This window comes from Streptomyces sp. NPDC002935, from assembly GCF_040611295.1.
In the GTDB taxonomy this organism is placed as follows: domain Bacteria; phylum Actinomycetota; class Actinomycetes; order Streptomycetales; family Streptomycetaceae; genus Streptomyces.
This window is the reverse complement of the sequence record NZ_JBEXNW010000029.1, coordinates 60,369-77,205: the sequence shown is the minus strand read 5'-3', so window position 1 is coordinate 77,205 and position 16,837 is coordinate 60,369. Positions and strand designations below refer to the sequence as shown.

Genomic DNA, 16,837 nt, shown 5'->3' with positions numbered 1-16,837 from the left:
TCGACACCCGTCGTGCCGTCGGCCTGCCCTGCACCGACCGGTCGGCGAACCCGTCCGGAGTGGTGGCGGCGATGGCTCGTCCGAGCCGCGCCCACCTCCGCCCGTCGCCCGCCGAGGCCGCGGACGCTCGGCGCCGGTCGCGTCTCATCGGCTGTTCAATGCCCCTCTGTCGCGCCGGACATGACCGCTGAGCTGCATCGCGGAGTCCGTCGGCGTCCGCAGCGGTGATCTCGGCGCGCGACCGAGCGCTCGATGCGCCCGCGATCGTCCCGTGCCATGTCGGTCACGTTTCGGGCACGTGGGACGTGAGGTCTTGACGCCACGGCGACATCCGGCTGTCATTACGCCCACGTTGTTCGGTCGAGTTGGTTTCTGATCGATTTCCGGCCTCCCCGCCGTCCATCGCTGACCGAACCCTGCCCTCAGGAGCCGTCATGCACCTTCCCCTCTCGGGTCTGTCCGCCCCGACGCCCAGCCGCCGCACCCTGCTTCGTGGAATCGGCGGCGCGGCCGCGCTCGGCGCGGGCATACCCCTGCTGAGCGCCTGTGGCGGCAGCGGCAGCGCCGCGGACCCCAAGACGGTCACCGTCGGCTCCAACGCGTCCGACGCCGTGCCGAAGAAGGCCTTCGCCGACATCTACACGGCGTTCAAGAAGCAGTCCGGCATCGCGGTCGACGTCAACACCAAGGACCACAACACCTTCCAGGAGCAGATCAACTCCTACCTCCAGGGCACGCCCGACGACGTGTTCAACTGGTTCGCCGGCTACCGCATGCAGTTCTTCGCGGCCAAGAAGCTCGCCACCCCGATCGACGACGTGTGGAAGACGATCGGCGGCAACTTCCCCGACGCCATGAAGGCGCTCAGCAAGGGCGAGGACGGCAAGTACTACTTCGTGCCGCTCTACACGTACCCCTGGGCGCTCTTCTACCGGAAGAGCGTCTTCCAGCAGCACGGCTACGAAGTCCCCACCACCTGGTCCCAGTTCGTCGCCCTGTGCAAGCAGATGAAGAAGGACAAGCTCGTCCCGATCGCGTTCGGCGACAAGGACGCCTGGCCCGCGCTCGGCACCTTCGACCAGATCAACTTCCGCACCAACGGCTACGACTTCCACGTCGAGCTGATGGCCGGCAAGGCGTCCTGGACCGACGCCAAGGTGCGCGCCACCTTCGACAACTGGGCCGAGATCCTGCCGTACCACCAGGAAGGTGCCGTCGGCCGCACCTGGCAGGACGCCGCACAGACCCTGGCGTCGAAGAAGGCCGGCATGTATCTGCTGGGCACCTTCGTGGGTCAGCAGTTCACGAACGAGGCCGACCGCGAGGACCTCGACTTCTTCGCCTTCCCGGAGATCGACTCCGCGTTCGGTCAGGACACCGTCGAGGCGCCCACCGACGGCTTCATGCTCTCCAAGGCCCCGAAGAACCACGCCGGAGCCGTCAAGCTCCTGGAGTACCTCGGCAGCCCGGCGGCGGAGCAGATCTACCTCAAGTCCGACCCGAACGTCGTCGCCGCCTCCACCAAGGCCGACACCTCCTCGTACAGCGCCCTCCAGAAGAAGGCGTACGAGATGATCAGCGGCGCCAAGCACCTCACCCAGTTCATGGACCGCGACAGCCGGCCCGACTTCACCTCGACGGTGATGCAGCCCGCGCTGCAGAAGTTCGTCCGTGACCCCAAGGGCATCGACGGCCTTCTGTCGTCCATCGAGCGCCAGAAGAAGACGATCTTCGCCTCCTCATGAGCACCGAGACGACCACCATGAATCCGGAGGCGGCCGCCGTGCCGCCTCCGGGCACCGCATCGGTCGACAGCCATGTGCCGCACGGGCACAAGCGTCTGTTGACCCGGCGTGACCGGATCACGCTCGGTCTGATGGCGGGCCTGCCCACCATCCTGCACATCGCACTCGTCTGGGTCACCGCGCTCGCCTCGATCGCGCTGGCCTTCACCACCTGGGACGGCCTCGGCTTCGACTCCATCCACTGGGTGGGGCTCCAGAACTTCCGTGAACTCCTCACCCAGAACCCGCAGTTCTGGCCCGCCCTCCAGCACAACGTCGTCTGGTTCGTCGTGCTGATCCTGATCCCGACGCCGCTCGGCCTGTTCCTGGCCGTGCAGTTGGACAAGAACATCCGCTTCAGCCGCGTCTACCAGACCGCGTTCTTCCTGCCCGTCGTCCTGTCCATGGCGGTCATCGGATTCGTCTGGCAGCTGGTCTACAACCCCGACACCGGCCTCATCAACAGCGTTATCGGGGCCAACACCCCCGGGCACTACATCGACTGGATCGGCGACCCGGACCTCAACCTCTGGGCGATCCTCATCGCAGCCTCCTGGCGCCACACCGGCTACATGATGATCCTCTACCTGGCCGGACTGAAAGGCGTCGACCCGTCGCTGCGCGAGGCGTCGTCCCTGGACGGCGCCAACGAGTGGCAGACGTTCAAGAACGTCATCTTCCCGGTGCTGCGGCCGACCAACACGATCGTCCTGGTCGTCACGATCATCGAGTCGCTGCGCGCCTTCGACCTGGTGTACGTCTTCAACGGAGGCGCCCAGGGCACCGAGTTGCTGTCCATCCTGGTGACCGACAACATCATCGGGGAGTCGAGCCGCATCGGCTACGGATCGGCGATAGCGGTCGTCCTGCTGATCATCTCGCTCGTCGTGATCATTCCGTACCTGGTGACCACCTTTCGGAAGGAGCGGCGATCGTGAGCGCCCCCGCCCTCGCGCTCAAGAAGCGCGCGCCCGTCCGCCCGGCCCGGCTCCTGCTCCACCTCTTCCTCGCCGGGGCGTCCCTCGCCTGGCTCGCACCGCTCCTCTGGGCGGTCTACGCCGCCCTGCGCCCGTACGACGAGACCAGCACCAAGGGCTATGTGTCCTGGCCGGACAAGCTGAGCCTGGACAACTTCACCGACGCGTTCCAGCAGTCCGACATGACGCGCTACTTCGGCAACACGCTGCTGATCGCGATCCCGGCCGTCCTGCTGACGCTGTTCCTGTCCTCGTGCGTCGCCTTCTACGTGGCGCGCTTCGACTTCCGCGTCAACCTGGCGCTGCTGCTGGTCTTCACCGCGGGCAACCTGCTGCCCCAGCAGGTCATCATCACGCCGCTGTACCGCCTGTACCTCCTGGTCGACCTGCCCGGCATCACCATGAGCGGCAAGCTGTACGACTCCGCGCTCGGCCTGGTCCTCATCCATGTGGCGTTTCAGTCCGGCTTCTGCGCCTTCGTCCTCAGCAACTACATGCGCTCGCTGCCCCACGAACTCACCGAGGCCGCCCTCGTCGACGGCGCCTCCGCGTGGCGCCTGTACTGGCAGATCACGCTTCCGCTGTGCCGGCCGGCGATGGCCGCCCTCGCGACCCTGCTGTCCATCTGGATCTACAACGACTTCTTCTGGGCCCTGGTGCTGATCTCGACCGGCGACAACATGCCCGTCACCTCCGCCCTGAACAACCTGTCCGGCCAGTACTTCACCGACCCCAACCTGGTCGCCGCCGGCGCGCTGCTCACCGCGATCCCGACACTGATCGTGTATTTCGTGCTCCAGCGCCAGTTCGTCAGCGGTCTGACCCTCGGCGCCAACAAGGGCTGAGACAACTCCACTTGAAAGCCGGACAGCTCCACCTGAAAGAGAGCGACGTGTCTCGATCCTTCACTCCCGTTGCCTCCGTGCCCGTGGACCCGCGCACTGCACGGGTCCACGAGGAGGGCTGGCAGTCCTGGAGCCCCAGCGGCTCCTACGCCCTCGACGCATCCCCCCACCGCCCGGTCAACGCCAACTGGGCGACCGTCTGTTACCGGCCCGGCCGCACCGTGCCTCCCGCCACCTTCCAGGGCGAGGGACTGCTCGCCCTGGACGCGGGCGACGGCTCACCGGTCCGGCTGTGGGCGGCCGCGGACCCGAGCACCGCGGTCCCGTCGATCCGGCTGACCGTCCGGGACGGCCGCGCCGGGATCAGCGCGGACGGCCCCGTCACGGAGTCCGCCCACCCCGGACCGGACGGAATCCAGGGCGCCCTCGCCGCCTGGGCCGACGCACTCGCCCTGCCCGCCCCACGACCCGCACCGACGGTCTGGTGCTCCTGGTACGAGTACTTCACCGCCGTCACCGAGGACGACATCCACGAGAACCTCCGCGCGATGGACACCCTCGAACTGCCCGTCGACGTCGTCCAGATCGACGACGGCTACCAGAGCGCGCTCGGCGACTGGCTCACCCTCTCGGGCCGGTTCCGCTCCCGCGCCGCCCTCGCCGACGCCATCCGCGCGCGCGGCCGACGGGCGGGCATCTGGACGGCACCGTTCCTGGTGGCCCCGCACAGCGAACTCGCCGACCGGCACCCCGACTGGCTGGTCCGCGACGCCGAAGGCGCGCCCCTGCGCGCGGGCCACAACTGGGACCACGACCTGTACACCCTCGACACCACGCACCCCGACGCCGGGGCCTATCTGGCCAATGTTTTCGCCACCCTGCGCGCCGAGGGATACGACTACTTCAAGACCGACTTCCTCTACGCGGGTGCCCTGGACGGCGTACGGCACTCGGGAGTCGACGCGCTGACCGCCTACCGCGCCGGCATCGCCCTGATCCGCGAAGCCATCGGCGCCGACGCCTACCTGCTCGGCTGCGGCGCGCCGATCCTCCCGTCCACCGGCCTGTTCGACGCGATGCGGGTGAGCCCCGACACGGCGCCGCACCGCCGCCCCGAGGCCGACGACTACAGCCAACCCGGCCAGGACGCCGCCGAGTTCACCGGCACGGGACGCCAATGGCAGCACCGGCGCCTGTGGATCAACGACCCCGACTGCCTGATGGCCCGTCCCGCCGTGGAGACCCGCGAACGCTGGTCCGCCCATGTGGAGGCCACCGGCGGTCTGATGGCCTCCAGCGACCGCCTGCTGTCCCTCGACGCGTGGGGCGTGGCCACCACCCGCCGCCTGCTGTCCTCGGGAGGGGCCGCATGACCTCCGAACGCACCCTCTCCGTCCCCGGCATCGTCTACGGAGGCGACTACAACCCCGAGCAGTGGCCCGAGGAGGTCTGGGCCGAGGACATGCGCCTGATGCGCGAGGCCGGCGTCACCATGGTCAGCGTCGGCATCTTCTCCTGGGCGCTCCTGGAACCCTCCGAGGGGAGTTACGACTTCTCGCGCATGGACCGCCTGCTGGACCTCCTGCACGAGAACGGCATCGCCGCCGACCTGGCCACCCCGACGGCCGCGCCGCCCGCGTGGTTCTTCCGGGCGCACCCCGAGGCGCTGCCGGTGGACCGCGACGGCCGCCGGCTGTCGTACGGCAGCCGGCAGACGTTCTGCCCGAGCAGCCCCGCCTACCGCGAAGCCGCCCTGCGCATCGCGGGCGCCCTCGCCGAGCGGTACGCCGCTCACCCGGCCGTCGTGATGTGGCACGTCCACAACGAGTACGGCTGCCACAACGCCGCCTGCTACTGCGACACCAGCGCCCAGTCCTTCCGGCGCCGGCTGCGCGAGCGCTACGAGGACCTGGCGGCCCTCAACCACGCCTGGGGGACCACCTTCTGGGGCCAGTGGTACTACGACTGGGACGAGATCCTGCCGCCCCGCGCCACCGGCGCCGTCCCCAACCCCACGCACCAGCTCGACTGGCGCCGTTTCTGCTCCGACGAACTGCTGTCGCTGTACACGGCGGAGCGGGACGTCCTGCGCGCGGCCGCCCCGTCGACACCGGCCACCACCAACTTCATGGTGATGCACACCTTCGACGCACTGGACTACTGGCGGTGGGCCCCGGAGCTGGACATCGTCTCCAACGACCACTACCTGATGTCCGCCGACCCGGCCTCGGAGATCGACATCGCCCTCAGCGGCGACCTGACACGGTCGTTGGCGGGCGGGCCCTGGCTGCTCATGGAACACTCCACCGGAGCCGTGAACTGGCAGCCCGTCAACCGTGCCAAGCAGCCCGGCGAAATGCGCCGCAACGCCCTGTCCCATGTGGCCCACGGCGCGGACGGCATCGCCTACTTCCAGTGGCGGGCCGCGAAGGCGGGCGCCGAACAGTGGCACTCGGCGATGCTCCCGCACGCGGGCACGGACAGCCGCATCTGGCAGGACGTGGTCCGCCTCGGCGCCGACCTGAGGGCGCTCGCCGAGGTGCGCGGCAGCACCGGCACGGCCGAGGTCGCCATCGTCTGGGACTGGAACGCCCGTTGGGCGCTGGAGCTGCCTTCCCAGCCGAGCGGTGAACTCCGGTACCAGGACCTGGTCCGCGCCTGGTACGAACCGCTGTGGCGGTCGGGCGTGGCCGTCGACTTCGTACGCCCGGACGCGGATCTCACCGCCTACCGTCTGGTGCTGGCCCCGAGCCTCTACCTCGTCGACGAAGCGGGCGCGTCGAACCTCGCCGGCCACGTCGAGCGCGGCGGCACCCTCGCGATCGGTTTCCACAGCGGCGCGGTCGACGAGAACTGCCATGTCAGGCTGGGCGGTTACCCGGGGGCGTTCCGGGAGACCCTCGGCGTCCGCAGCGACGAGCTCTTCCCGCTCCTCCCCGGCGAGTCGGCCGGGCTGACGGGCCAGGTGCCCTCCGGCGCGGCGGCCACCCTGTGGTCGGAGCGGGTGCGCCTGAACGGCGCCGAGGCGGTCGCCTCGTACGCGGACGGACCCCTGACCGGCATCCCGGCGGTGACGAGGAACGGTCACGGGGCGGGCACCGCCTGGTACCTGGCGACGCTCCCCGACCCGGACACCCTCGCCGCGCTGCTCGACCGCGTCCGAACCGAGGCCGGGGTCGTCGCTGCCGGGGACGTGCCACCGGGCGTCGAGGTCGTCCGGCGACGCGGCCGCGACGCCGACTACGTGTTCCTCATCGACCACGCGGGCAAGGGAGCGCAGGTACCCGTCCCGGCCGGTGCCACCGAACTCCTGACCGGCAAGACGCCATCGGGCTCGGTCAGGATCGCGCCCGGGGACATCGCGGTGGTGAGGGAACCGCGGGCGGCGGGCTCGTGAGCCGTCGGCTGCGGGTTCGAGCTGGGCGGACGTGCCCCCTCATGCGTGGGACCTCGACAGGTTGCGTACCGACCGCGTTCGGTAGGCACCGGGGGTCGCACCGGTCCACCGGCGGAACGCGCGGATGAATGCCGCCGAGTCGGCGTACCCGAGACGTGCGGCGATCTGGTCGACGCCGAGTCCGAGGTTGGACAGCATCTCGACAGCACGAGCGTGCCGCGCCTCGTCGATCAGACGCCGGTAGGACGTGCCCTCCACCGCCAGACGCCGGTGCAGAGTGCGGGTGGAGACGTGCAGCGCGGCTGCGACAACGCCCATGTCGGGGATGCCGTCCGGCCACTGCACGAGCAGTTCCCGTACCCGCGCTGCGAATCCGGTGTCGGTGCGTCGGGCCAGCAGGAGCCTGCACTCGCGTTCGCACACCTCCATGGTGTGCTGGTCCGCCTGCGGCAGCGACTGCTCCAGTACCGCCGCGAGGGTGACGATCGCGTTGCGCGGCGCCCCGAAGGCGATGGGCACGTCGTCGAACGCTTTGTACGGCGCGGACTTTTCAGGCCGTGGGAAGCGCAGATCCAGCCGGAGGGGGGTGAACGGCCGGCCCACGATGGTGTCGAGGATGGCCCGGATATTGGCTATTTCCCGCTCGATGAAGAAGTGCCGGACGGGCGGGGGCACCAGCCCGTCGTCCAGGACGAGACGGACCTCGTCTCCGTCCTCCTGAAGGTGGATCCCGACCATCGCGAAGGTGAGTTCCAGGTACCGCAGTCCCACAGCCGCGGCCTCGCGCAGCGTCGGGCTGGCGAGGAGTGCGAAGCCCAACACGCTGTACGTACGCAGCGGAATCCGGCTGCCGACCTCGAGCCCCAGGCCTGGGGCGTCGCCCGTGGCGCGGACCAGGTTCTGCGCCACAGTGAGCTCCTGCCAGGCCCGGACATGTGCGGCATCGTCGGCGACGGCGTTCTCGTCCACTCCACTGCCGTCGAGGCATGCCGGTACGGGCACTCCTCGCTCGACGCCCACGTCCACCATCGCGCGCACGCCTGCGATGCCTCGGTTGAACAGCCGCGGAGCCGTGGAGACTTCGTCGGCCGCCGCCCTGTGTCCGGAACGGCCAACAGCGTGGCCGCCATTGCCTGGAACCAGCACTGCCCATCCCCCTAGCATCGGAAGGGATCGATGCGGAGTGTCCCGCCGTAGGCTGTCATTCAGCCTAGTCGGGATGTGCGCGCGGGCCAGGGGGTGTACGCGTTATCGGCCACCGCCGTCTGTAGCGCTCGGCGCGCCCCACGGTCATCGCGTGCGCAACCGCTCCACCGGAAAGCATTCACGAGCACAGCCAGTGAAACGCACAGTGCCGGTTGCTGGTTACTGAAGGCAACGGGTGGCATTTCCGAATCGCACGGGCGGAGCGAATGATGGACGGCTTCAGCACATGGGAAGTAATGCTGGTCGACAATGAGGATCTCGTGCGCCGCGGATTCCGGCAGGCCCTCGGGGAGGCGCCGGACATAACGGTGGTCGCCGACACAAGAGTCGGCGAGGAAGCATTACGCGTGGCCGAGCTGCGGCGACCGCAGGTCGTCCTCGTGGATGCCGAATGCGCATTCATCCAGAAACTCGCCCAGCCTTTGGAGACAGCGGAGACGGCCGTACCCGGAGTCGCGCCGGGGATAATCGTCCTGACCAGCAACGCCCTTGACAGCCATCTGCTCGGGTCGCTGAAGGCGGGCGCACGTGGGTTTCTGCTCAAGAGTGCCAGCCAGGAGGAGCTGATCTCAGCCGTCCGTGCGGTTGCTGACGGCGGGGCCTTCCTGTGCCCCACGATGACCCGACGGCTGATCGATCGGTTCGAGATCCTGCCGCCGCCGCATGAGCGGTCTCACGCGGGTGCCCTGGCAAGCCTGAGCGGCCGCGAGACCCAAGTTCTCTGCGGCATAGCCATGGGCAGGTCGAACCAGGAGATCGCCCACGAGCTGCATGTCACGCTCGCCACCGTGAAGTCCCACGTATCGCGCATCCTCGCCAAGCTCGAGTTGCCGAACCGGATGCACGCGGCGCTGATGGCCCAGCGGAGCGGTCTCGCGCACCCGCCTCAGCCGCCGCGGGCCCAACAGGCCGCGGCAGCCCCCCGCCCTCCGGCCGCCCCGTCCCGAGCCCGTGGTCAGGCGGGCTTGGTGAACGCGAGGACCACGTTGTGACCGCCGAAACCGAAGGAGTTCGAGATGGCCGCGGTGACGCTGACGCGCCGCTGGGTTCCGGTGACGATGTCCACCTTCACTTCGGGATCCTTGTCGTCGAGGTTCCTGGTCGCGGGAATCACGTCGGTGAAGACGCTCAGGACCGTGAAGATCGCCTCGATCGCGCCCGCCCCGCCTATGAGATGGCCGGTGATCGACTTGGTCGCCGTCACCAGAGCATGCGGGCCGAGCGATTCCAGCAATGCCGCCGCCTCGATACGGTCACCGACGGGCGTACCGGGAGCGTGGGCGTTGACGTGAACGATGTCCTGCGGGCCGAGGCCGCCGGAGCGCAAGGCCTCGCGGATCGCGCTGATCTGACCGTCCGCTGACGGAGATGTCATGGTGTGCGCGTCGGAGCTCATCCCTGTACCGGCGAGCGTGGCATACATCCGCGCGCCACGAGCTCGCGCGAACCGGGTTCGCTCCAGCACGACAGCGCCGCCGCCTTCGGACATGACGAAGCCGTCACGGGCGCTGTCGAACGGCCGCGACGCGTTCTGAGGGTCCTCATGACGGCCGGACAGGGCTCCCATGCGGGCGAAGGCCGCCATGGACAGCCGGCCTATGCATGCCTCGGTGCCGCCGGCGACGACGACATCGGCCCGCCCGGCACGTATGAGAGCGAGCCCCAGGGCTATTGCCTCCGCTCCGGAGGCGCAGGCGCTGGTCGGCGCGTGGGCGCCGGCACGGGCATCGAGAGCCAGACTGACGGCGGCAGCCGAACCGTTGGGCATCAGCATGGTCACCGCGAACGGCGACACGCGGCCCGGCCCCTTGGCCAAGGACAGGTCGTGCTGGTCGACCAGCGTCCTCCCGCCGCCGAGGCCGGTGCCGATCACCACGGCCAGCCGCTCCGGCGCCACCTCGGGCGCGCCGGCGTCGGCCCATGCCTGCCGGGCGGCCACCATCGCGATCTGCTGGCAGCGGTCCATCCGTCGGGCCTCGACCCGGTCCAGTACCTCGGTCGGTTCCTGACTCAGCCGGCCTGCCAGTCGTACGGGCAGATCGCGAGCCCACGGTTCGTCGAGCACGGAGATCGGGGATTCGCCGGCGAGCAGCGCCTCCCAGGTGGAGTGGACGTCGCCGCCCAGCGGAGTTGTCATTCCCAGACCGGTGACCACAACGCCGGTCGTACCCAGGACCTCCCCGTCCGGGCGACCGGGGAGACCGGGGAGTTCGGGGAGCTTCGGATAACCCAAGAAGTAGTCGTCAGACGCGTCGTAGGACATCAGGGTTCCCTTTCTGAAGCCTTCTGGGGAAATGTTCTCCCTTGGATACAGGCCATTCGTCGACCACTGGCCGTCGCCATGACGGTAGCCAGAAAGAGGCGCCTTCCGTAACGGCCGACGGACCGAACCGTGACGGCGACCGGAGGATGGCTTTCATCCGTCTTCCGCCCTACTCGAAGCTCGCCTCCGGTAGGGGGATGGACACCATCCCGCGGCGGATACCCGATATTTCTCTGCCGACTTAACGTCTCTTCGAGTGGAACCACCATGACGCACGCGTACGGCAATGGCTGGACACGTAACCAAATCCCGGCGGGTCCGTGGGGAAAGGGCAGGGGCAACGCCCATGGCCGAGTCGAACAGGAGGACCACGATGTCAGAGGATGCCGTCACAGAATCCCGACCGGAGCCGACGACCTTGGTCGAGCTCTGCAGGTATCGCGCGTCCAGGGAGCCGGATCGACGGATGTTCGCCTTCCTGGAGAACGGCCTCGAAGAGTCCGACTCCCTCACCCTCGCCCAACTGGACGCCCGGGCAAGGGCGATCGGGGCGCGTCTGAGCAGGCAGGCCCCGCAGGGCGCCCGCGCCGTGCTGAGTTACCCGCCCGGCCTGGACTTCGTGTCCGCCTTCTTCGGCTGCCTGTATGCCGGCCTGATCGCGGTGCCGGCTCCTCCGGTGCTGCGCGTCGGCGTCGACGACCGGTATGCGCGCTTCCGGGCCATCGTCGACAGCTGCCGGCCGGACGTGCTGCTGTCGAACGGGTCGAGGCTGAACCATGTCGACGCGTTGCTGAAGGACATCTCCACACCACGTCGGCCGACCTCTGTGGCGACCGACGAGATCAGCGAGACGGACGCGTACGGCTGGAATGCCCCCGGCATCGGCCCGGACACGATCGCGTACCTGCAGTACACCTCCGGCACGACCGGCCCGCCCCGGGGTGTGGAGCTCACCCATGGCAACGTTCTGCACAACCTCTCGCTGATCTTGGCCAACGGCAGCCGGGCCACGGACGACCTCGACCGGCTGCCGCCTGTCGTGTCGTGGCTGCCCGTGTTCCACGACATGGGACTGATCACCGGAGTCCTCCAGCCGATCTACGTCGGGTACGACGCCGTACTGATGCCGCCCTCGGCGTTCACCCAGCAGCCGGTCAACTGGCTCCGCGCGATATCGGACCGCGGGGCGGGCATCAGCTCAGCACCCGGTTTCGGGTACGAGTTGTGCCTGCGGCGCGTCCCCGAGGAGCAGTTGCGTTCCCTCGATCTCAGCGCCTGGCGGATCGCGGTGGTCGGCGACGAGCCGGTGCGTGCAGAGATGATTGACCAGTTCAGTGCCATGCTCGCCCCGTTCGGCTTCCGCCGCGAGGCGTTCTTCCCGAGTTACGGCATCGCCGAGTCCACTGTCATGCTCAGCGGCGGGCCCGTGGAGCCCGAACCGGTGATCCGCCGGTTCGACGCGGTGGCGCTGGCTAAAGGCAAGGTGCAGCGAGCCGGTGGCGAGGACGAGGTCCGCCGACTGGTCGGCCTGGGCCAGGTGCACCCGTCCATGACCATCGCGGTGGTGGATCCGGCCACCGGCGATCCGTGCGCCTCGGACGAGACAGGGGAGATCCTGGCCTGCGGACCGAGTATCGGTGCCGCTTACTGGAATGCCCCGAAGGAGACAGAGCGTACGTTCGGCGCCGCCGTGCGCGGCCACGAGGGCCGCCGGTTCCTGCGCACCGGCAGCCTGGGCTTTCTGGACGGCGGTCAGCTCTTCGTCACCTGCCGTGTGGACGACCTCATCGTCGTGGAGGGCCTACAGCACTACCCGTACGACATCGAGGCGACCGCGGCAGCGAGCCATTCCGCCATACGGGAGGGCTGCTGCTGCGCCTTCACCGTCGAGGACGGCGGACGCACGCGCCTCGTCGTCCTGGCAGAGATCAACAGCCGGTACCGCGTCATGACCGGCCCCGTCCCGGACACTCCGTCAGGTGCCCGCGCGACCCTCCCGGCGGATGAGGTCGAAGAAGCCGTCCGGCAGGCCGTCTTCGCCGGGCACGGCCTCCAGGCCGACGACGTCCTCCTGCTCAAGGCCGGTGCGCTGCCGTTCACCACCAGCGGCAAGTTGCAGCGCGCACGGTGCCGGTCCACGTACCGGGCGCGGGCGTTCTCGACCGTCTGAACCTCGCTCCATACAGGGGGCGCGTGAACTGTCCGACGCCTTCTCCCTCTTCCTCCGATCGGAGTGGTCACATGCGAACCCATCACGAGCACGGTGTCCGACTGCCCGAGGCGGTGGCCGGCGAGCACAGCGCACTGCCGACGCTGATCGACCTGTGCCGCACTCGTGCGGCAGCCGAGCCCGACCGCAAGAGCTTCGCGTTCCTGGGCGACGGTGTCGAGGAATCAGAGTCACTGACCCTGGCCGAACTCGACCGCAGGGCGCGGGCGGTCGCCGTGCGGCTACGACAGCAGGTTCCTGCCGCGCGCGCACGCGCGCTGTTGAGTTACCCGCCGGGACTGGATTTCCACGCCGCCTTCCTGGGCTGCGTCTATGCGGGTCTGATCCCGGTGCCGGTGGCTCCGCTCGACGGGACGCGGAGCAACGCCAAATGGACTCGGGTGGAGTCGATTGCCGCGAGTTCCGAGCCCTCGCTGTTCCTGTCGACCGGCCCGGTGCTTGCCGCCGCGGAGCAGGTCCTCACCGACACCGACGGGCTCGCCCGACTCAACCGGGTGGCGACCGACGAGGTGCGCCTGGACCTGGCTCAGGAGTGGACCCCACCGGTGGTCGCCGCTGAGATGGTCGCCTATCTGCAGTACTCATCGGGATCGACCGGTGTGCCGAAAGGCGTCGCGATCACTCATGGCAATGTGCTGCACAATCTGTCGTTGATCTACGACAACACACGCCGGTCTGCCGACGACGCCGGGCTGCCCCGCCCGTCGTCGGTGTCGTGGCTGCCGCCCCACCACAACATGGGCCTCATCTGCAATGTCCTCGACCCCCTTTTCTCCGGCCGGGACGTCACCCTGTTACCGACGATGACCTTCGTGCAGCGTCCACTCACGTGGCTGCGGGCCATCTCCCGGCTCGGACGCGCGGACAGTTGCGCGCCGAACTTCGCCTACGACCTGTGCGTCCGCCGGGTGACGGACGCTCAGCGCCGGGAACTCGACCTCAGCCGTTGGGAGATGGCGCTGGTCGGAGGTGAGCCCGTCCGGTCCGATACGCTCGACCGCTTCAGCGCGGCGTTCGCGGAGGCCGGCTTCCGGCGCGAGGCGCTGTCCCCCGCGTACGGCCTCGCCGAGGCGACGGTGATGGTCACGGCCGTGCCGATCGGTCAGGCCCCGGAAGTCCTGCGGCTGGACTCCGCGTCGCTCGCCGCCGGAAGGGTGCGCCCGGCCGCGTCGGGCCAGGACAGCCGGGAGTTGGTCGGTTGCGGTCCGATCCATCCGTTGAGCACGGCTGTAACCGTAGACCTGGAGACGGGCAAGCCCTGCGGTGAGGACGAGGTGGGTGAGATCTTCGTGTCCGGCCCGAGCGTCGCAACGGGGTATCTGAACGCTCCCATGGAGACTGCCGAGACCTTCATGGGGTCCCTTCCCGACCAGCCGGGGGAGCGGTTTCTCCGTACCGGTGACCTCGGATTTGTGCGGAACGGGGAGCTGTTCATCACCGGCCGGGCAAAGGATGTCATCATCATCGCCGGCGCCAACCACTACCCGCAGGACATCGAGGCCACCGTCGAGGCCAGCCACCCGGCGGTCCGCGAGTTCGGTACCTGCGCGGTGTCGGTCGACGACGGCGCACACGAACGTCTCATCGTGCTCGCCGAGACGACGGCAGCCGGCGGCGAGACCGGTGATCAAGTGACCGCCCAGGAGATCAAACGGGAGATCAGGCGCGCGGTCCACGCGGGACACCGCATCCAGGTGCACGATGTCGTGCTCCTCAAGCCGGGGACGCTGCCGCTCACGACGACCGGCAAGCTGCAACGGCGCGACAGCCGGGACCGATACCTCGGGGGTTCCTTCGAGGCGGCCCTCATCGAATGACGGTGCGCCCTCTGCGCAGCCGGTGCCCTGGCGGGGCCCTGCCGGCCAGGGCACCGCGCAGGTTCGCCGACGCCGGATCCCGAGCGCGGAGCCCGGCTGCCGGTTGCGGTCATGGCGGTGGACGGTGGGCTGCTGGAGGGGCATGACGCCTCGGTACTGAAGACCGTCCGGCAGCCGACTCGGTGGTGAGGGCAGCGGTGTATCCGGCGGGGCCGGAGCCGATGACCTCGTGCACGTCGTCTCTCACGGTCACCGTGCTACGCCTCCTGCTGGGCGTCGATCTCGGCGATCAGGGCCTCGATGCGGGTCCTGATCTCGTCGCGGATCGGGCGGACGGACTCGACACCCTTGCCCGCCGGGTCCTCCAGCGCCCAGTCGAGGTACTTCTTGCCGGGGAAGATCGGGCAGGCGTCGCCGCAGCCCATGGTGATGACGTAGTCCGACGCCTGGACGGCCTCGGTGGTGAGGATCTTCGGCTCGGCGTCGGCGATGTCGACGCCGACCTCCTTCATGGCCTCGACCGCGGCCGGGTTGACCTGGTCACCCGGGATGGATCCGGCCGAGCGGACCTCGATCCGGTCGCCCGCGAGGTGGCCGAGGAATCCTGCGGCCATCTGCGAGCGCCCGGCGTTGTGGACGCAGACGAACAACACGGAAGCGAGCGGGCTGGAGGACATCGGTTCTTCCTTCACGGTGCGGATCGGGTGCGACGGCGAGCCGGGCGGCTCCGGCCGCGAGGCGTTCTTCGGGCAGGAAAGGGGGTGGGGACGAAGTCATGAGAAACCCCCTCGGTGGGATCCGGGCCTCAGGGTTCAGTACAAGCTGACATCAGCTCGGAATGATGTGAAAGTATCAGCCCATGATGACGTCAGTCGACACTGATCTGATCCGGGTTCTGGCCGACCCGCTCCGGCTCCAGATTGTCACCCTGCTCGCCCGAGAAACGCTCTGCAGCACGCATCTGATCGAGGAGACGGGCGTCAAACAGACCAACCTCTCCAACCACCTGAAGGTGCTGCGCGAAGCCGGGGTCGTGGAGACCGAGCCGTGCGGCCGGTTCACCTACTACCGGCTCAAGCCCGACGTCATCGCAGCTCTCGCCGGCCAGTTCGCCGATCTCGCGGAGGCCGCGCGTGTCACCGCCGAGAACAACGTCAAGCGGTCCTGCCCCTGATCGCCGGCCCCTGACCCCTGTCGCCCGCGTACCCGTCGCCCGAGGCGACCGCACCGAGGAGTCCTGTTGACCGCCACCCACGAGTCCGCCACGAGGTCCGCCATACCCGCCGGCGAGCTGCAGCCGGCCCCGGGGGCCACCCCGCCCCGTGCCCCGCTGGTCGCCAAGGCCGCCGCCGAACTGGTCGGCACGGCGGCCCTGGTGGCGGTCGTGGTCGGCTCCGGCATCCAGGCCACCGAGCTGACCCGCGATGTCGGCCTCCAGCTTCTGGCCAACTCCCTCGCCACTGTCTTCGGGCTCGGCGTCCTGATCGCCCTGCTCGGCCCGGTATCCGGCGCGCACTTCAACCCTGCCGTCACGCTCGCCGAATGGTGGACGGCTCGTCGCGGCGGCGCCGGAGTCACGCTTCGGGAAGCGGCTGTGTACGTCCCCGCGCAGATCGCCGGCGCGATCGCGGGCGCCGTTCTGGCCGACGCGATGTTCGGCGAGCAATTGGTCAAGTGGTCCACGCACGAACGCTCCGCCGGGCACCTGCTGCTGGGCGAGGTCGTGGCCACCGCCGGACTGATCCTGCTGATCTTCGGCCTGGCCCGCACGGACCGCCTGCGCTTCGCCCCCGTGGCCGTCGCCTCGTACATCGGCGCCGCCTACTGGTTCACCTCCTCGACGTCCTTCGCCAATCCGGCGGTGACGATCGGCCGCGCCTTCACGGACACCTTCGCGGGCATCGCGCCGGGCTCGGTCGCGGGCTTCATCGCCATGCAGCTCGTCGGCGCGGTGGTCGGACTCGGGCTGGTGGCGCTCGTCTTCATGCCCGGCCGCGCGCCTGCCGAGCAGCCCGCCGCGTGAAACAGGCGACCCAGGTCGTGGTGATCGGCGGCGGTCAGGCCGCACTCGCCGCCGGCTACCACCTGCGCCGCCTCGGCATCGACTTCGTCATCCTCGACGCCCGGTCCACGCCGGGCGGCGTGGGCGAGCCGCGCCCGCACCTGCTCGGCTACGGCGACCGGACCGGACCGGCCTTCGCCACCCTCATCGGTGTCGGGTGTCCGGTGTCCGGTGTCGGGTGTCGGGTGTCCGGCCCGCGACGCCGCGCGCACGATCTCGGTGCTGATGGACTGCAGCATTTCCTGACCGGCAGAGG

13 protein-coding genes and 1 pseudogene are annotated in these 16,837 nt (G+C 69.2%); 11 read left to right on the top strand and 3 right to left on the bottom strand.

The features are described 5' to 3' along the window. Nucleotides 1-434: 434 nt before the first annotated feature. The 5 genes from ABZX90_RS31680 to ABZX90_RS31660 are packed head-to-tail and all read left to right on the top strand — an operon-like array spanning nucleotide 435 to nucleotide 7,003. On the top strand, nucleotides 435-1,745 hold the full coding sequence (locus ABZX90_RS31680; protein WP_355210576.1) for an ABC transporter substrate-binding protein: 1,311 nt from the start codon (nucleotides 435-437) through the stop codon (nucleotides 1,743-1,745). Further along, a complete protein-coding gene (locus tag ABZX90_RS31675; protein WP_351131139.1) occupies nucleotides 1,742-2,722 on the top strand; it encodes a sugar ABC transporter permease in 981 nt (326 codons plus the stop codon). Before ABZX90_RS31680 ends, ABZX90_RS31675 begins: the two co-directional genes overlap by 4 nt. Further along, entirely contained in the window at nucleotides 2,719-3,606 is an 888-nt protein-coding gene (locus tag ABZX90_RS31670) for a carbohydrate ABC transporter permease (RefSeq protein WP_355210573.1), read from the top strand. Before ABZX90_RS31675 ends, ABZX90_RS31670 begins: the two co-directional genes overlap by 4 nt. Before the next feature lie 47 nt (nucleotides 3,607-3,653). Then, the gene (locus ABZX90_RS31665) at nucleotides 3,654-4,979 is read left to right on the top strand and encodes a glycoside hydrolase family 36 protein (RefSeq protein ID WP_355210570.1); all 1,326 of its coding nucleotides are present in this window, start codon (nucleotides 3,654-3,656) and stop codon (nucleotides 4,977-4,979) included. Further along, nucleotides 4,976-7,003, top strand: coding sequence for a beta-galactosidase (locus tag ABZX90_RS31660; RefSeq protein WP_355210567.1), 2,028 nt, complete (start codon nucleotides 4,976-4,978; stop codon nucleotides 7,001-7,003). Before ABZX90_RS31665 ends, ABZX90_RS31660 begins: the two co-directional genes overlap by 4 nt. Nucleotides 7,004-7,042: 39 nt before the next feature. Here ABZX90_RS31660 and ABZX90_RS31655 read toward each other — a convergent pair whose 3' ends face one another. Next, nucleotides 7,043-8,032 carry an AraC family transcriptional regulator gene (locus ABZX90_RS31655; protein ID WP_351131172.1) on the bottom strand — a complete coding sequence of 330 codons (990 nt, stop codon included), beginning with the start codon at nucleotides 8,030-8,032 and terminating at the stop codon, nucleotides 7,043-7,045. A gap of 386 nt (nucleotides 8,033-8,418) precedes the next feature. On the opposite strand from ABZX90_RS31655, the gene ABZX90_RS31650 reads away from it, so the two are divergent. Continuing rightward, complete coding sequence (locus ABZX90_RS31650) at nucleotides 8,419-9,201, top strand: response regulator transcription factor (RefSeq protein ID WP_355210564.1); 783 nt, start codon at nucleotides 8,419-8,421, stop codon at nucleotides 9,199-9,201. On the opposite strand, the gene ABZX90_RS31645 is transcribed toward ABZX90_RS31650, so the two are convergent. Further along, complete coding sequence (locus ABZX90_RS31645) at nucleotides 9,165-10,472, bottom strand: beta-ketoacyl-[acyl-carrier-protein] synthase family protein (RefSeq protein ID WP_355210561.1); 1,308 nt, start codon at nucleotides 10,470-10,472, stop codon at nucleotides 9,165-9,167. The genes ABZX90_RS31650 and ABZX90_RS31645 overlap by 37 nt on opposite strands. Before the next feature lie 286 nt (nucleotides 10,473-10,758). Between ABZX90_RS31645 and ABZX90_RS31640 the strand changes: the two genes are divergently transcribed. Both ABZX90_RS31640 and ABZX90_RS31635 read left to right on the top strand, forming a co-directional pair. Beyond that, nucleotides 10,759-12,642, top strand: a complete 1,884-nt coding sequence (locus ABZX90_RS31640) for a fatty acyl-AMP ligase (protein ID WP_355210558.1) — start codon at nucleotides 10,759-10,761, stop codon at nucleotides 12,640-12,642. 71 nt (nucleotides 12,643-12,713) lie between these two features. After that, nucleotides 12,714-14,519: a fatty acyl-AMP ligase gene (locus ABZX90_RS31635; protein WP_355210555.1), complete on the top strand. Its 1,806-nt coding sequence runs from the start codon at nucleotides 12,714-12,716 to the stop codon at nucleotides 14,517-14,519. 257 nt (nucleotides 14,520-14,776) lie between these two features. Here the strand turns inward: ABZX90_RS31635 and ABZX90_RS31630 are convergent, their stop codons facing one another. Then, nucleotides 14,777-15,196: an arsenate reductase ArsC gene (locus tag ABZX90_RS31630; protein ID WP_355210552.1), complete on the bottom strand. Its 420-nt coding sequence runs from the start codon at nucleotides 15,194-15,196 to the stop codon at nucleotides 14,777-14,779. A gap of 182 nt (nucleotides 15,197-15,378) precedes the next feature. Between ABZX90_RS31630 and ABZX90_RS31625 the strand changes: the two genes are divergently transcribed. The 3 genes and pseudogenes from ABZX90_RS31625 to ABZX90_RS31615 form a co-directional block, all read left to right on the top strand. Continuing rightward, nucleotides 15,379-15,693 (top strand): metalloregulator ArsR/SmtB family transcription factor, encoded by a 315-nt coding sequence (locus ABZX90_RS31625; protein WP_355210549.1) that lies wholly within the window; start codon nucleotides 15,379-15,381, stop codon nucleotides 15,691-15,693. A gap of 66 nt (nucleotides 15,694-15,759) precedes the next feature. Next, nucleotides 15,760-16,542, top strand: coding sequence for an aquaporin (locus ABZX90_RS31620; protein ID WP_355210546.1), 783 nt, complete (start codon nucleotides 15,760-15,762; stop codon nucleotides 16,540-16,542). After that, a pseudogene (locus tag ABZX90_RS31615) lies at nucleotides 16,539-16,661 on the top strand (NAD(P)-binding protein); the annotation flags it as partial. The gene ABZX90_RS31620 and the pseudogene ABZX90_RS31615, both read left to right, overlap by 4 nt. Nucleotides 16,662-16,837 lie beyond the last annotated feature (176 nt).

Coding starts and splice junctions, on each gene's coding strand:
- ABZX90_RS31625 (WP_355210549.1), top strand. CDS start 15,379: ATGATGACGTCAGTCGACACTGATCTGATCCGGGTTCTGGCCGACCCG.
- ABZX90_RS31635 (WP_355210555.1), top strand. CDS start 12,714: ATGCGAACCCATCACGAGCACGGTGTCCGACTGCCCGAGGCGGTGGCC.
- ABZX90_RS31640 (WP_355210558.1), top strand. CDS start 10,759: ATGGCTGGACACGTAACCAAATCCCGGCGGGTCCGTGGGGAAAGGGCA.
- ABZX90_RS31660 (WP_355210567.1), top strand. CDS start 4,976: ATGACCTCCGAACGCACCCTCTCCGTCCCCGGCATCGTCTACGGAGGC.
- ABZX90_RS31650 (WP_355210564.1), top strand. CDS start 8,419: ATGGACGGCTTCAGCACATGGGAAGTAATGCTGGTCGACAATGAGGAT.
- ABZX90_RS31680 (WP_355210576.1), top strand. CDS start 435: ATGCACCTTCCCCTCTCGGGTCTGTCCGCCCCGACGCCCAGCCGCCGC.
- ABZX90_RS31630 (WP_355210552.1), bottom strand. CDS start 15,196: ATGTCCTCCAGCCCGCTCGCTTCCGTGTTGTTCGTCTGCGTCCACAAC.
- ABZX90_RS31675 (WP_351131139.1), top strand. CDS start 1,742: ATGAGCACCGAGACGACCACCATGAATCCGGAGGCGGCCGCCGTGCCG.
- ABZX90_RS31655 (WP_351131172.1), bottom strand. CDS start 8,032: ATGGTGGACGTGGGCGTCGAGCGAGGAGTGCCCGTACCGGCATGCCTC.
- ABZX90_RS31645 (WP_355210561.1), bottom strand. CDS start 10,472: ATGTCCTACGACGCGTCTGACGACTACTTCTTGGGTTATCCGAAGCTC.